13 protein-coding genes are annotated in these 14,605 nt (G+C 46.6%); 3 read left to right on the top strand and 10 right to left on the bottom strand.

Features of this window, described 5'->3' with window-relative positions; translation table 11 throughout:
* Positions 1–29: 29 nt before the first annotated feature.
* The 10 genes from AS158_RS01565 to AS158_RS01520 form a co-directional block, all read right to left on the bottom strand.
* Positions 30–587 (bottom strand): glycerol-3-phosphate responsive antiterminator, encoded by a 558-nt coding sequence (locus tag AS158_RS01565; protein WP_008195108.1) that lies wholly within the window; start codon positions 585–587, stop codon positions 30–32.
* Positions 572–2,062 (bottom strand): glycerol kinase GlpK, encoded by a 1,491-nt coding sequence (gene glpK / locus AS158_RS01560; protein WP_008195110.1) that lies wholly within the window; start codon positions 2,060–2,062, stop codon positions 572–574. The genes AS158_RS01565 and glpK overlap by 16 nt, the downstream gene beginning before the upstream one ends.
* Positions 2,063–2,141: 79 nt before the next feature.
* Positions 2,142–3,842 (bottom strand): methyl-accepting chemotaxis protein, encoded by a 1,701-nt coding sequence (locus tag AS158_RS01555; protein ID WP_008195112.1) that lies wholly within the window; start codon positions 3,840–3,842, stop codon positions 2,142–2,144.
* A 108-nt stretch (positions 3,843–3,950) separates the two neighbouring features.
* Positions 3,951–4,565, bottom strand: a complete 615-nt coding sequence (locus tag AS158_RS01550; protein WP_004081679.1) for a redox-sensing transcriptional repressor Rex — start codon at positions 4,563–4,565, stop codon at positions 3,951–3,953.
* Entirely contained in the window at positions 4,558–6,495 is a 1,938-nt protein-coding gene (locus AS158_RS01545; RefSeq protein ID WP_165304384.1) for a [Fe-Fe] hydrogenase large subunit C-terminal domain-containing protein, read from the bottom strand. Before AS158_RS01545 ends, AS158_RS01550 begins: the two co-directional genes overlap by 8 nt.
* Positions 6,496–6,508: 13 nt before the next feature.
* The gene (locus AS158_RS01540; protein WP_011943841.1) at positions 6,509–8,389 is read right to left on the bottom strand and encodes an NADH-ubiquinone oxidoreductase-F iron-sulfur binding region domain-containing protein; all 1,881 of its coding nucleotides are present in this window, start codon (positions 8,387–8,389) and stop codon (positions 6,509–6,511) included.
* On the bottom strand, positions 8,382–8,867 hold the full coding sequence (gene nuoE / locus AS158_RS01535; RefSeq protein WP_011943842.1) for an NADH-quinone oxidoreductase subunit NuoE: 486 nt from the start codon (positions 8,865–8,867) through the stop codon (positions 8,382–8,384). The genes AS158_RS01540 and nuoE overlap by 8 nt, the downstream gene beginning before the upstream one ends.
* A 12-nt stretch (positions 8,868–8,879) precedes the next feature.
* Positions 8,880–10,019, bottom strand: coding sequence for a SpoIIE family protein phosphatase (locus AS158_RS01530; RefSeq protein ID WP_011943843.1), 1,140 nt, complete (start codon positions 10,017–10,019; stop codon positions 8,880–8,882).
* Positions 10,006–11,571, bottom strand: a complete 1,566-nt coding sequence (locus AS158_RS01525; RefSeq protein WP_011943844.1) for a [Fe-Fe] hydrogenase large subunit C-terminal domain-containing protein — start codon at positions 11,569–11,571, stop codon at positions 10,006–10,008. The genes AS158_RS01530 and AS158_RS01525 overlap by 14 nt, the downstream gene beginning before the upstream one ends.
* Positions 11,564–11,791, bottom strand: a complete 228-nt coding sequence (locus tag AS158_RS01520) for an NAD(P)H-dependent oxidoreductase subunit E (protein WP_012896473.1) — start codon at positions 11,789–11,791, stop codon at positions 11,564–11,566. Before AS158_RS01520 ends, AS158_RS01525 begins: the two co-directional genes overlap by 8 nt.
* Before the next feature lie 267 nt (positions 11,792–12,058).
* Here AS158_RS01520 and AS158_RS01515 point away from each other — a divergent pair, with 267 nt between their 5' ends.
* Genes AS158_RS01515 through AS158_RS01505 form a run of 3 tightly spaced genes read left to right on the top strand, consistent with a single transcriptional unit; the run spans position 12,059 to position 14,584 of the window.
* Positions 12,059–13,207, top strand: a complete 1,149-nt coding sequence (locus AS158_RS01515; RefSeq protein ID WP_012896474.1) for an inositol-3-phosphate synthase — start codon at positions 12,059–12,061, stop codon at positions 13,205–13,207.
* Between the two features lie 40 nt (positions 13,208–13,247).
* A complete protein-coding gene (locus tag AS158_RS01510) occupies positions 13,248–13,973 on the top strand; it encodes a sugar phosphate nucleotidyltransferase (RefSeq protein ID WP_004081661.1) in 726 nt (241 codons plus the stop codon).
* The gene (locus AS158_RS01505) at positions 13,967–14,584 is read left to right on the top strand and encodes a CDP-alcohol phosphatidyltransferase family protein (RefSeq protein WP_004081659.1); all 618 of its coding nucleotides are present in this window, start codon (positions 13,967–13,969) and stop codon (positions 14,582–14,584) included. The genes AS158_RS01510 and AS158_RS01505 overlap by 7 nt, the downstream gene beginning before the upstream one ends.
* Positions 14,585–14,605: the final 21 nt, after the last annotated feature.

Raw genomic sequence — 14,605 nt, 5'->3', positions numbered from 1 at the left:
GGCTCTCTCTTTTCTCTCTCCTTCAAGAATTATATTATCTTCCATAGATCTTTGCAACTCGTTGATATTGCTTTTGCTCCTGCTTCTAAAGCAGCAAAAACCTGCTCTTTTTTCCTTATCAATCCTCCCGCTATTATGTCTCCAGAATACCGTTTCGTTATCTCCTTGATGAACTCTGGAACTATACCGGGAAGAATTTCTAGAAAATCTGGCTCTAAGTCTTCTGCCTGAGCCAATCCACTTTCTAAAGCACCGGAATCTACCAAGAATACTCTTTGAATAATTCTCATACCCAGTTTTCTGGCTATTTTCAAAAGATGAATGTGTGTAGAAATTATACCGTCGACACCTACAATTTCTCTTAAAAATTCAAGTGAACACCTGTCTAATGAAAGCCCCTTTACAAGATCCACGTGAACGAAAACTTCTTTTTTTCCGTTCTTGAGTTTGTAGACTATTTCTTCGATGTTCATCACAGTTCCTGTTAACAAAAATATCACTTCAGAAGGTGATTCTAAGGCTTCTTCAATATCCTTTTCTGCCCTGACAGCTGGAATTACAGGATACAAGTTCATCGTTTTTCCCATCCGAGGGATCTCGACACTGCCTCTTTCCATTTTGAATACAGCCTCTCTCTTTCTTCGGAATTCATAGAAGGTTCAAATCTTCTGTCGAGTTGCCAGAGAGAAGCTATCTCTCTCTGATCTTTCCAGTACCCAACTGCGAGCCCTGCAAGGTAGGCAGCTCCAAGTGCCGTCGTTTCGTTTACAACTGGGCGCTCCACAGGAATCCCGAGTATGTCAGCCTGAAACTGCATCAGGAAGTTGTTTACAACGGCTCCACCATCGACCCGGAGGGTTCCCACCTTTATATCGCTGTCTTTTTCCATGACTTCTACCACATCTCTTGTCTGGTAGGCGATCGACTCAAGAACGGCCCTCACTATATGCTCTCTGGTGGTACCTCTGGTTATGCCTATGATCAAACCTCGAGCGTACATGTCCCAGTAGGGAGCACCGAGTCCGACGAAGGCGGGAACGAAGAACACTCCTCCGTTGTCCGGCACTTTTGTGGCGAGTTCTTCGGTTTCTGCGGCGTTTGAGATGATCCTCAGACCATCCCTTAGCCATTGCACAGCGGCGCCTGTGATGAATATGCTGCCTTCGAGGGCATAGTAAACCTTCCCATTTATTCCCCACGCGATGGTTGTGAGAAGACCGGATTTCGATTCAAAGGCTTTTTCTCCGGTGTTCATGAGGAGGAAACATCCTGTTCCGTAAGTGTTTTTCAACATGCCTGGCTGGAAGCAGGCTTGCCCAAGCAGTGCCGCCTGTTGATCCCCTGCGTCTCCAGCTATAGGTATTTCCACTCCGAAGATATCCTTTGCTGTGTAACCGTACACGTGACTCGACGGCATCACCTGTGGAAGCATTGCCCTCGGTATGTTTAGAAGTTCCAGGATTTCATCGTCCCAATCGAGTTTGTGGATATTGAAGATCATCGTTCTGGAAGCGTTCGAATAGTCCGTGACGTGAACCCTTCCACCTGTGAGATTCCATATGAGCCAGGTGTCAACTGTTCCAAAGAGAACTTCTCCTTTCTCTGCCTTTTCTCTCACTCCCTCGACGTTGTCGAGAATCCACTTGATCTTTGTTCCAGAAAAGTACGCATCGATGACAAGACCAGTTCTTTCTCGAATGAACTCTGAGTATCCTTTTTTCTTCAGCTCATCACAGATGGGAGCGGTTCTTCTACACTGCCAGACTATGGCGTTGTAAACTGGTTTTCCGGTGTTTTTGTCCCAGACGATGGTTGTTTCCCTCTGGTTTGTGATACCTATTGCGGCGATGTCTTCTGGTTTTATCCCTGCTTCTTCGATAGCTTTCTTTGCCACTTCGATCTGTGATTCCCAAATCTCCACGGGATCGTGTTCTACCCACCCCGGTCTTGGATAGATCTGTCTGAATTCTTTGTTGACTTTCGATACCACGTTTCCTTTTTCATCGAAAACGATCGCTCTGGAGCTTGTTGTACCTTGATCGAGAGAAAGAATGTATTTCATACAACCCCCCCTTTGAATGTGAAAAGCCCTGGGGAACTTCCCCCAGGGCTCTCTTGTTCTCTGTTAGTATTTTAGCAGATTAGATTTTGAACTTTTCCACGTCTTCTTTCAATTCATCGGAGAGTTTCTTCAGTTCTGTTCCGATGTCTGCTATTCTCTTTGCTGCTTTCTCCTGTTCTGTTATGTTTTCGGACACTTCTTCCACTTCGTCTGCGACCGTTGTGGTTGTCTTGGCAACCGCATCGAGCGCACTGCTCATCTCTTCGGAGGCTGCGCTGAGTTCTTGTGCGCTTGCAGCGATTCCTTCGATTCTCGCGGCGAGGTCTTCTATTCTGGTCACGATCTGGTTGAAGCTTTCGTAGGATTCTTCGACCAGTCTTCTGGCATCTTTCGTGATCTCCACATTTTTCTTCGACATTTCGTTCGTTCTTTCAACACCTTCTCTGATGTTTTCGAGTATCTGGCTGATCTCTTCTGTGGCTTTCTGACTCTCTTCAGCGAGTTTTCTGATCTCATCGGCAACCACCGCAAAGCCTCTTCCCGCTTCTCCTGCTCTTGCTGCCTCTATAGCCGCGTTCAGTGCGAGGAGGTTCGTCTGCTCTGCGATACTCTGGATGGTTCTTACAATCTCCTCGATGTTTCTTGCGCTCTCCGTCACATTCGAAACGACATCGGCCGTTTCTCTGGAATTCTCTGAGACATCTTCCACCTTTTTGACCGCCTCTTCGAGGACCCTCTGACCGTTCCTCGCGAAATCTGCTATGTTGTCTGCGTTTTCCGAGATTTCTTGAATGAGTTTGGAAATGTTCTGAGAGTTGGCGGAAACTTCTTCAGAACCTGATGTGACTTCCTCTATGGACGCGGAAGCGTTCTGAACCTCTTTGCTGATCGTGTCAGAAGCTCTCGCTATCTCTTCAAGGGCACTGCGAAGCTGTTGGGAGAGGGCGAATAGCTCCTCAGAAACTCTTTCCACCTCGTCCTGGGATTTATCGATCTCCTGAACCATCTTTCTGAGATTTCCAACGGTTTCGTTCAATTTCTGCGCTATGAGACCGAACTCGTCCTTCGATTTTATATCAACGGAGACAGACAGATCTCCACTCGATATCTTCTCGAGGGCAGACAAAACGGCTTTCGTCTTTCTCGAAAGCACTCTTCCATAGAAGAAGATCATTATTATCACTGCGATTCCTATTACCGAAACTGTCAGAACATTTCTAAAGATGAGATTTCCGACCGTTACTTTCACATCGTCCACGTATATTCCAGTTCCGACGATCCATCCCCAGGGCTCGAAGAGTTTCACATAAGAAATCTTGGGTTCTGGTTTGTCGCTTCCTGCTTTGGGCCAAGAATAAGAGACGAACCCTTCTCCTTTTTCTTTCGCTACTTTCACCATTTCATTGAACAGGTACACACCGTTCGGGTCCTTGTAGTTGCTCAGATCCTGACCGTTCATTTCTGGTTTGATGGGATGAAACACCATTCTGGGATGGGTGTCGTTGATCCAGAAGTAGTTGTTGTCGTCGTACCGGATCTTTCCTATCAGTGATTTTGCCAGTTCCTGTGCCTGTTCTCTTGTGAGCTCTCCTTTTTGCTCCATTTCGTAGGCTCTCTCCAGAATACCGTACACGGATTCAACCAGGTGTTTTGCTTCTTCTTTTTTCCTTTCCATGATCGAGTTGAAAACGGTTGTGTTCAGAAGAACGTACTGTGTCACGAAAAACGCCAGGACAACCACCACGCCGATTACCAGAACTTTAGAGGCGATACTTCTCATGTCTGAAACCTCCCTGCTGAAATGTTTTTGAAGATTAACTTAGCACTGGAATTATACCATAATGAAAAAAGGGGCTGAACGCCCCTTTTTTTCTTTTCAAGACGTTTTTCATTTCTTCAGAAGATGTTTTATTGTGAGAAGAGACTGAGTGAGATCCTCTTCCACGACTATGACACCTTCTGGAAGGTCGAGATGAACTCCCGTGAAGTTCCATACGGCTTTTATTCCTTTTTCGATGAGAAATTCGGCTGTAGCCTGCGCTCTGTCTTTTGAAACGCACAGTGCGGCTATCTCCGCATCGAACCTTCTGATGACTCTTTCCAGAACGTCCAGTTCTCTGACAGCGAATTCTCCTATGAACTTTCCCACGTTTTCCCTCTCTGTATCGAACACGGCTACGACTTTCACACCGGCTTTCGAAAAGTCCAAGCTCAACAAAGCCCTCGCGAGGTCATTCGCTCCGACAATGATCATGTTAGTGGTGTTGTTCACTCCGAAGAGATCGTCGAGTTCTTTTCTGAGTTCTTCCACATCGTAGCCGACCCTGGGCTTTCCCTGACAGTTAAGATAGGAAAAGTCTTTTCTCACAAGATCCGGGTTTATTTCGAGAAATCTTGCGATTTCGTCGGAGGAGATGTAAGGTTTTTTTGTCGCTTCCAGAACTTTTCGGTACATCTTCAACCTTTCAAAGGTAGATCTTGGAAGGTGTATCATTTCAGCCATTTTTCGAAAGCTCCTCCAGCACCTTCTCAAAAGTGGCACCACCTATGATTTTATCATCCACGATCACGTTTGGAGAAGCACCGCAGTTTTCCACGCAGAACGTTCCCAGCACTTCTATCTTTCCTTCCATATCGTTCTCTTTGACGTAGTCGACAAGCTTTTTCAATATCTCGTAAGACCCTTTCGTGTAACAGGAGGTTCCAAGACAGACTTTCACCGTTCTCTTTTCGCCGTTTGGAACGGGCAGTATTTCCACATCTTTTTCCGGGTATCTTCTCCTCGGTCGGTAGGTGGTGTGGAGAATTTCGTGTCTTGTGTGTTCGTCTTTCAGATCTTCCTCGTAGAGTTTCATGAGAAAGAGGTTTTCCACGGGTGTGAGGAGAGATTTTATTCCCATGGTGTCTCTTAGCACTTTTGCCCTGTGTTCTCTGATTCTGGAATCGTTCGGGTAAGGCTGTCCTCCCCCACCCACACATCCGTAGTTACAGGCCATTACTTCGATAATCTCCACGTCTTTTCTTTCTTCGAGGAACTTCTTCACCTTACCAAGACCGTATATGACAGCTCCTTTGAAAGACGTACCATCTTTGAGTGTAACTTCCGCTACCCTGATGCCATCTTCTGGAGATTTCACGTCGACTTTTTCTATGCCGATTTCCTCGTTCAACACAGAAAGAACACAGGAGAAGACCCCACCGGCTTTTCCAAAACCGAGACCCGCCTGCGAAGACACTCCGTAAGGTCTGTCGAACGGCTGGGGTTCTATTCTGTTTATGTCTATTCTGCTCATCTTGATGAGTTGAGCAAGTTCTCTTGTTGTGAGGACAATGTCAACGATTCCTTTGTGTTCTTCTCTTTCTGCTTCGAACTTTTTAGCGGTACACGGCATGAACGAAACGAGGAAGATCTTTTCTTCAGGAACACCGAGTTTTCTTGCGTAGATCTTCTTTATCACCGTGCCAAGTGCCTGTTGAGGTGATTTCACGCTCGAGAGATTCTGAAGGTACTGAGGATAGGTGTGCTCAGCGTGCTTCACCCACGCAGGACAGCATGAGGTGAACTGTGGAAGTCTTTCTCCTTTTTTGAGTCTTTCGTAGAACTCGTGGGCTTCTTCGTAGGCGACAAGATCTGCTCCGAACGACACATCGAAAACTCTATCGAAGCCTATCGTTTTCAGGAAAGAGACGAGTTTTTCCGCCATTGCGACGTCTTCGTCTATTCCAAACTCTTCCTGAATCGCAGCTCTCACCGCAGGTGCGATCATTCCTATCACGATCTTATCGCTTTCGAGAGCTTCGATCAACTTGTCTATGTCGTTTCTGATGCTCAGAGCTCCCGTTGGACAGTATGCTACACACTGTCCGCAGAGCACACACTCTGTCTCTATGAGGGGAGTATTAAAAGCGGTCGTCACGACGCTTTCAAAACCGCGCTTGGCGAACTCGATAACACCGACTCCCTGGATCTCTTCACACACGCGAACACAGTCACCGCAGAGGATACACTTGGATGTATCTCTCACTACCGGAGCGGATTCGTCCCTGACGTGTTCTTTCTTGAGAGCTTCGAATCTGATCTTTCTTATGCCGAAGTCTTCAGCGTACTTCTGAAGTTTACAGCTTCCGTTTCTATCGCAGGTGGTACAGTCTCTGTTGTGAGTTGCAAGGATGAGTTCGAGGATGTTCCTTCTCATTTCGTATATTTCGGGGGTGTTCGTTTTTACCTTCATACCTTCGTAAGGTTTCAGGGTACAGGAAGTGGTGATCTGACCGTCGATCTCCACAAGGCACATTCTACAGGCTCCATATATAGAAGCCTCCGAAAGATAACACAGATTCGGAATCTCTATCCCCACGTTCTTCAGCGCTTCAAGGAGGTTACGCTCGTTGTCATTTATGATAACTTCTTTTCCATCAACGTAAATTTTCATTTTTCTTCCCTCCTCAGACAAGCTCTATGGCTTTGAACGGACATTTACTCGCACAGAGACCGCACTTGACACACTTCTCCTGATTTATCGTGTACGGTTTTCCTCTTTCTCCGGTTATGGCGTTCTGTGGACAGGATCTGGCACAGAGTCCACAGCCTTTACAGATATCCGGGTTGATGACGTATTTCTTGAACGCCGTACACATTCCGCTTGGACATTCTCCTTCGATGTGTGCAATGTACTCCTCTCTGAAGAGCTTCAGGGTACTGAGAATGGGGTTGGGAGCGGTCTTTCCGAGCCCACAGAGAGAAGCGGTCTTTATTGTTTTTGAGAGGTGTTCGAGAGCTTTGAGATCCTCGTATGTAGCTTTTCCGTGGGTGAACTTTTCCAATATGTTGTACGCCTGCATGGTGCCTTCCCTGCACGGCACGCACTTTCCACAGGATTCCCTCTTGGTGAAATCGAGGAAGAACCTTGCAACCTCTACCATACACGTTTTCTTTGTAATCACGACTATTCCACCGGATCCTACCATCGCATCAGCTTTCTTCAGTGTGTCGTAATCGAGGGGCATGTCGATGAAATCTTCGGAAAGACACGCTCCGGACGGTCCTCCAATCTGAACCGCTTTGAACTCTTCTCCTTCAACGAATCCTCCACATATGTTGTAGATGATATCTCTCAAGGTGGTGCCGAATTCAACTTCGATGATACCGGTGGCTTTGAGGGGACCGGCAACGGAGAACATCTTGGTTCCCGGTGAGTTTTCCGTTCCGCGTTTTCTGTAGTTTTCCACACCGTCTCTGAGTATTCTTGGTATGTTCGCGTATGTTTCCACGTTGTTTATGAGGGTGGGTTTACCCCAGAGACCGGATTGAGCCGGGAACGGTGGCTTTGGTCTGGGCATACCTCTTTTCCCTTCTATGGAAGCGAGCAGTGCTGTTTCTTCACCGCAGACGAACGCGCCGGCACCTTCCTTCACCTCGAGGTCGAAAGAGAATCCAGTACCGAGTATGTTTTCCCCAAGAAGACCGAGTTTTCTGGCATCTTCTATGGCTTTTTTGAACATTTTGACAGCGAACGGATACTCAGCCCTTATGTAAGCGTAGCCTTTCTGCGCACCAACCGCGTAACCCGCTATTATCATTCCCTCGAGAACGAGATGGGGGTCTCTCTCGAGGAGGGTTCTGTTCATGAACGCTCCGGGATCTCCTTCGTCACCGTTGCAGACGACGAATTTTATATCACCCTGCGCTTTTCTGGTGAATTCCCATTTGAGACCTGTTGGAAATCCTCCTCCACCTCTTCCTCTGAGACCGGATGCCTTCACCGTTTCTATGATTTCTTCCGGTGTCATTGAAGTGAGGGCTTTGACGAGAGACTCGTATCCACCCCGTGCGATGTAGTCTTCTATACTGTCACACTCGGACTCACCTATGGCTTCCATGATGTAGAAATCCTGGTTTTTGAAAAGCGTGGTGTCCTCTATTCTGGGAACCTTTTCTCCCGTGAGGGGATCCGTCAGAAAGAGTCTTTCTATGGGCTCACCCTTGAGGACGGTTCTGTCCACGATCTCCGGGACATCTTCGGGTACAACATTTGAATAGAAGAACCTGTAGGGCATGATCTTCACGAGGGGACCGGAAGAACACCTTCCACAGCACCCTGTTCTGTTCAACGTGACTTTGTCATCATCGATCTTTTCCAGCGTGACCTGTCCGAGGAGGTTTCTCTTTTTGAGCTCTTCTTCGAAAGCGCTGTAAACTTTGAGAGCACCTTTCGCAGTACAACCAGTTCCGACGCAGACGTATATAGAGACACCGTTCAGTTTTTTCTCTCTCAGGGTTTTCAGTTTGTTTGCGTACTGGACGAACTCTTTCGCGTTCTTAAACATTGGCGCTCTCCCTCTCTTTCTCTTTTATTTTTCTCAGGATTTCTTTCACCTTATCGGCCGTGAGGTTTCCATAGACCTCACCGTTTATCACCATGACCGGTGCGAGCGCGCAGGCTCCGAGGCATCCAACCTGATCGAGACTGAACATGAGATCTTCCGTGACGTTTCCAGGAGTGAGACCCGTTTCTTCTTCGATTGCTTTGAGTACTTCTGGAGATCCTGCCATGTGACAGGCAGTCCCATCGCACACCATGATCGCGTACTTTCCTTTTGGTTTCAGAGAGAACTGAGCGTAAAAAGTCGCCACTCCGTAGATCTTTGCGGGAGGAATTCCCATAGCGGTGCTCACGTAGTTGATCACATCCTCCGGAAGGTACCTGTAGATCTCCTGGATCTCGAGGAGGATCTTTATCAGATTCTCTCTCTTGTAACCGTATTTCTTCAAAATTTCTTCGACCTTTTCGAAGTGTCTTTCCAACGCCAACACCTCCTAACAGTATTGAACGTTCACTATTTTTCCCCTTTCTCGAAGGATCTGAGCGATATCCTTGACCAGTCTGAACTTCAAAGAGATATCGTGGCTGAACAGAGGATTCTGATGAGCCGGGTTTATTGCCCTTCCAACGAAGAAGTTGATTTCATCGGCCTCCAGAAGACTTTTGACGATGAATTTTGCACCGTACCCCAGTTCGTCCGATTGCCCTTCGAGGTACCTGAACACCTGAGTCAGGGTGACGATTCCTTCCGTCATGAGATCGATTCCTTCCATGTATCCAACAGGCGGAGAGTTTTCCGAGAGGGTGTACAGATCGATCTCAACTTTCTTTCCTGTAACCCTTTCAAAGATCTGACCTGTTGTTCCTCCGCAAACGATCTTTTTTCCAGGAAGGCTGAGAAACGTTCTCACGTACTCTTCGTCTTTTTTTCTGTCCTCAGGTGGTCCGACGAACAGATTCAGAATGCGCTTTTCTCGGAAATTCAAGCAAGCAACGAGTGTATCATCCCCTCTCACTTCTTGGTCCAGTTTTTCTGCGAGCTTTACAAAGTGCCTGACGATGTTTTCGGGAGAAACGTGGTTTTTCAGAAGATGCTTCATCTCTTTTTCTATGTTTTCCACACCGAAACCCAGTGGAAAAAGATCCGTTCCCATTCCCGCCTGAGAGAGTCCATCCGTTGCCAGAAAGAGTAGAGTTCCAGCTTCAGGTTGAAACTGCCATACGAACACTTTTTTTCCTTCTATCTCGAGTTCCAGCTTCTCAGGAAAGACCCTTCTTTCTCCTTTGAACAGCATCACAACCGGAAACTCGTATTCGACGACGGTGCAGGTATTGTTTTTGAAGTCGCACACCACGGAGCACAAATTGGAGTAGCTGATTTTTCTTACTCTGCAAATGGGGAGTGTCGCGAGGATCGTTCTGAACACATCTGCTACAGGAAGACCTTTTATCAGCATCGTGGAGGCTATGGTTGATGTGAGAGTTGAGAGAATACTCGCTTTTATCCCGCTTCCCAGTCCGTCGGAAATGCTGACCACTATTTTTTCACTTTCTCTCTTGACTTTTATCGAGTCTCCACACACCTCTTCGCCTTTTTTGTTCTTCGAGGCAAAAAAGACATCACAGGTCAGCATTTTCTCCCTCCATGAACCTCTTCAGCTCCATGAAACTGCTCTTGGTTTCCGCGATGGATTCACCGAGTATCCCAGCAATTTCTTGAGCGATTCTCATTTGTTTGTTCAGCATTTCTTCGACCTTTCTGAGTGTTTCCTTTTTTACCTTGTCGAGCTCTTCGTCTTTCAGTTTTTCCTGCGTAATATCCACTAGCATGATGACTTCTTCTCCATCCTCGAGAGAAAATTCCTTCACAAAGAAGAATCTCTTCCCTTCGATGTTGAGAGTTTCTCCCACAGAGCCCTTCGCACATTCCAGGATCCCAGGATCCTTCTGGATCAGTTCCCCAGCTACCCTGTTTCTGTAGATCACTTTTTCGTCTTTCAAAACGAATACAGCGTTCGGAGACTCTTCAACGACCCTGTAACTGGAAGATTTGACCAGATCAAGCAGGTACACAAAGCACATCTCCTTTTCCGCTTTTCCAAGGACCACGGCCCTGGCTTTTTCACGGCACGAATCGTATCCACACGCACCGCAGTTCAACTCTTTGGACGGATCGTCTTTTCCTATGGACACGAGAACCTTTTTTATTTCCTCTTCTGGAACTTCCACGTTCCTGGACTTGTTTCTGTAGCTCCTGAAGGTATCGATCTTGAGGTGATTCACCTTCGGTTCTTTTGGGAGTTTCTTCTGCCATTCAAGAAGCCTTTCTTTTCCGTTGCTTTTTTTCTTCATCACAGGTCCGTTCAAACAGCTGCCGTAGCATGCGGAAGCCTCTATGAAAACACTTTTGTATTCATCTATCCTGGAAAAGACTCTCATCAGGTTTTCGATACCTTCAACCACGAGCTTTTTTTCCCATGGGACAGAAACGGTGTAGCCTATACCGTCCGTTGTCGGATAAAACCGAGCCCTGTCTGGATACGGACCGTCCGGAAGAGCTTCTTTTCCTTCTCTTTCTTCGAGGATCTCCTCGAGTTCTTCGAAGGTGAGTGCAACGTCAACGAGGTCGCTTTCGGATTTCTTTGCTATGCATGGTCCAACAAACACAATTGGGAAGTCACCGTATCGTGTCTTCAAAAACTTCGCGTGCGCCATCAGAGGAGAATCAACAGGTGCAAAATATTTCAAAACATTAGGAAAATGTTTCTCAGCGAGATTAACAACCACGGGACAGGCAGTTGTTATGAGGGGACCAGGGTGTTTTTCAAAGACCTCTTCGTACCTTCTGGAAACGATCTCCGCACCCACGGCTGTTTCCTGAACAACCACAGCACCCATCTCTTTCAAAATACCGATAACTCTCAGAGGATTTTCAAAGTAAGCGAAAAACGACGGTGCTATGGAAACAAGAAACGGTCTGGACAAACTCAGAAATCTTCCAACGTCTTTCCGATAGCTTCTTGCATTCTGAGGACAGATATCTAAACATAACCCGCAAAAAACACATTCTTCTTCTAAAACTGTTGATTTTCCCGATTTGAAAGATATGGCTTTAACAGGACAGTTTCTCAAGCACTTGTAGCAGTATCTGCAATCCGTTTCTCTCGAGAATATGAGTTCAGCCATTTTGAAGCACCCTCTTTAGAATTTCCTCAGCATTTTCAGGAGTTACTCTGCTGAACAGTTGTCCATCGATTTCAACGCAGACTCCCTGAGAGCAGTTTCCGAAACACAATGAACCGTACAGCTTGAAGTTGTATTTCTTTTGAAGCTCTTGAAATCTCCTGACAACCTCGTAAGATCCCTTCAAATGACAAGAACTCCCCATACATACTCTCACAATCATGTCCATCGTTCCTTTCAAATCGTGAACCTTTTCACGTTATATTTTTCACTATTTTTCAGGAGAAGTCAAGGGAGTGATATATGTTGTTACCTACTTCACAAGTTTTGTAAACAAACTGATTCACTAAAAAGAAAACTATTGGTAAAGCACTTGAAATATATGACTGTAAAAACGTGATATAATAGACTTGGCTTTTAATCTAATCCCTCCATACAATGTTTTTCTTCCAGATAAAATCCGCGAATAAAAGTTAAGGAGGTGAAACGCATGGTCAAGGTCCTGATCCTCGGACAGGGCTACGTTGCCAGTACATTTGTTGCTGGACTTGAAAAGCTCAGGAAAGGGGAAATAGAACCTTACGGAGTGCCCCTTGCAAGGGAACTTCCCATCGACTTTAAAGACATCAAGATTGTGGGAAGCTACGACGTGGACAGAGCGAAGATTGGAAAGAAACTGAGCGAAGTGGTGAAGCAGTACTGGAACGATGTTGACTCGCTGACGAGTGATCCTGAGATTCGCAAAGGAGTACACCTTGGAAGCGTGAGGAACCTCCCCATCGAAGCTGAAGGTCTCGAAGACAGCATGACTCTGAAGGAAGCGGTTGACACTCTTGTCAAGGAATGGACAGAACTCGATCCCGATGTGATCGTGAACACCTGTACCACGGAGGCTTTCATACCCTTCGGGAACAAAGAAGATCTTCTGAAAGCTATCGAAAACAACGACAAAGAGAGACTCACTGCAACTCAGGTGTACGCTTACGCGGCGGCTCTGTACGCGAACAAGCGTGGAGGGGCGGCTTTTGTGAACGTTATTCCGACCTTCATAGCGAACGACCCGGCTTTCGTTGAGCTCGCGAAAGAGAACAACCTCGTCGTTTTCGGAGACGACGGTGCTACCGGTGCCACACCGTTCACAGCGGACGTTCTCAGCCATCTTGCCCAGAGAAACAGGTACGTCAAAGATGTTGCGCAGTTCAACATAGGAGGAAACATGGACTTTCTAGCGCTCACAGACGATGGAAAGAACAAGAGTAAAGAATTCACCAAATCCAGTATAGTGAAGGACATTCTCGGTTACGATGCACCGCATTACATAAAACCTACAGGGTATCTTGAACCACTTGGAGATAAAAAGTTCATAGCCATTCACATCGAGTACGTGAGTTTCAACGGTGCTACAGATGAGCTCATGATAAACGGAAGAATAAACGACAGCCCGGCTCTTGGAGGTCTCCTTGTTGACCTTGTGAGACTCGGAAAGATCGCACTCGACAGGAAGGAGTTCGGAACGGTCTACCCAGTGAACGCCTTCTACATGAAGAACCCGGGACCGGCGGAAGAAAAGAACATCCCAAGAATCATTGCTTACGAGAAGATGAGAATCTGGGCGGGATTGAAACCGAAGTGGCTGTGAGGGGCTTGAGCCCCTCATTTCTTTTCGTGGGGGTGGTTCTGTGAGAGAGGCCATTGTGCTGGCTTCCGGAGCTGGAAAAAGACTCAGATCGGTTACCGGAGACGTTCCGAAGGTCTTTTACAGGTTCGACGGTTGTGAGCTCGTAAAATATCCGATGATCTCCCTGATGAAAAACGGTGTTGAAAGATTCGTTCTTGTCGTCTCAGAGGGCTATAGAGATCTCGGAGAGAAGGTTCTGAATGATCTGGGTGTCGAGGGGATTGTCGTTGAGAACAAAAAGGTGGAACTCGGCAACGCGTATTCTTTCTTCCTGAGTGAACCTTACGTGGAGAGCGAGAAATTCTTTCTCTCGTGTGGCGATTCTCTCTTTCCACCTGAGGCACTGAAAAGTGCTTTCAGTGAGGATGAATTCCATATAAAACTCGGTGTGAGTAAGAGAAGTGACCTGATAGATCCTGAAGAGGCGAGTAAAGTATTAGTAAATGAAGATCGGATCGTTAAGATCGGAAAGAGAATCGATGAGTACAACTATTTCGACACGGGTGTTTTTGTGATGACGAAAAAGGTTTACAGCCTCAAGGAGAGTTTTTCGTGGACTGAGGAAATTTCTCTGTACCATGTGCTGCAGAAGGCGGTTGACACGGGCATGATCGTTAAGGTGTTCGATTTTGGAAATGCTCTGTGGACAGAAATAGACTCTCCCGAGGATTTGAATGAAAAGGTTTATGAGTTGATGAAAAAGATAAAGGAGGGAGTGGCATGCTGAGAAAATCCACCGATGGGTGGATTTCTTCTCTGATAAACAGGAGATTTTCCTCAAGGATCACAAATCTCATTCTCGAAAAAAACTGGCAGATAACACCCAACCAGATGTCTTTCATCAGCTTTCTTGTTGGTGTTCTCGCGTTTCCGTTTTATCTTCTCAAGCTTCCGTGGATCGCAGGAATTCTTGTTCAGGTCTCTTCTGTTCTGGACGGAGTGGATGGAGAGCTCGCACGCGCAAGAAACATGTCTTCAAACTGGGGGGCTTTTTTCGATACGATGTTGGACAGGTTCGTGGATATACTGGCCGTTCTTGGGCTGTCTCTTTACGGTTGCTTGAAAGATGGTCCCTCTCTTTCCTTACTCCTCTGGTCAGTTCTTGCCGTCAGCGGTTCTCTCATGGTGAGTTACCTTCACAGTGTTGGGAAGGTGTTTGGTACCCACCCGGCTCTCGTCGGAAAGCTATCCGGTTTTGCCTCCAGGGATGTTAGGTTGTTCGTTGTATTCGTTTTTTCTCTCTTTGGAATGCATCTTCCTGCTCTTGTAGTTATCTCGATCCTGTCGTATGTTTACACTACTGGGAAATTCGTGGAACTTCTGGTGCTCAACAGGTGATTTCGTGTTAGACTCAATTTG

The sequence above is a fragment of the Thermotoga sp. 38H-to genome (assembly GCF_011057665.1).
Classification (GTDB): domain Bacteria; phylum Thermotogota; class Thermotogae; order Thermotogales; family Thermotogaceae; genus Thermotoga.
This window is presented reverse-complemented; position numbering and strand designations above follow the sequence as displayed.

Excerpts from the sequence above, each read along its gene's own strand:
- AS158_RS01530 (WP_011943843.1), bottom strand. The coding sequence starts at position 10,019 with ATGCTGACCTGTGATGTCTTTTTTGCCTCGAAGAACAAAAAAGGCGAA.
- AS158_RS01565 (WP_008195108.1), bottom strand. The coding sequence starts at position 587 with ATGGGAAAAACGATGAACTTGTATCCTGTAATTCCAGCTGTCAGGGCA.
- AS158_RS01520 (WP_012896473.1), bottom strand. The coding sequence starts at position 11,791 with ATGATTGTGAGAGTATGTATGGGGAGTTCTTGTCATTTGAAGGGATCT.
- AS158_RS01515 (WP_012896474.1), top strand. The coding sequence starts at position 12,059 with ATGGTCAAGGTCCTGATCCTCGGACAGGGCTACGTTGCCAGTACATTT.
- AS158_RS01555 (WP_008195112.1), bottom strand. The coding sequence starts at position 3,842 with ATGAGAAGTATCGCCTCTAAAGTTCTGGTAATCGGCGTGGTGGTTGTC.
- AS158_RS01545 (WP_165304384.1), bottom strand. The coding sequence starts at position 6,495 with ATGAAAATTTACGTTGATGGAAAAGAAGTTATCATAAATGACAACGAG.
- AS158_RS01550 (WP_004081679.1), bottom strand. The coding sequence starts at position 4,565 with ATGGCTGAAATGATACACCTTCCAAGATCTACCTTTGAAAGGTTGAAG.
- AS158_RS01505 (WP_004081659.1), top strand. The coding sequence starts at position 13,967 with ATGCTGAGAAAATCCACCGATGGGTGGATTTCTTCTCTGATAAACAGG.
- AS158_RS01525 (WP_011943844.1), bottom strand. The coding sequence starts at position 11,571 with ATGGCTGAACTCATATTCTCGAGAGAAACGGATTGCAGATACTGCTAC.
- glpK (WP_008195110.1), bottom strand. The coding sequence starts at position 2,062 with ATGAAATACATTCTTTCTCTCGATCAAGGTACAACAAGCTCCAGAGCG.
- AS158_RS01540 (WP_011943841.1), bottom strand. The coding sequence starts at position 8,389 with ATGTTTAAGAACGCGAAAGAGTTCGTCCAGTACGCAAACAAACTGAAA.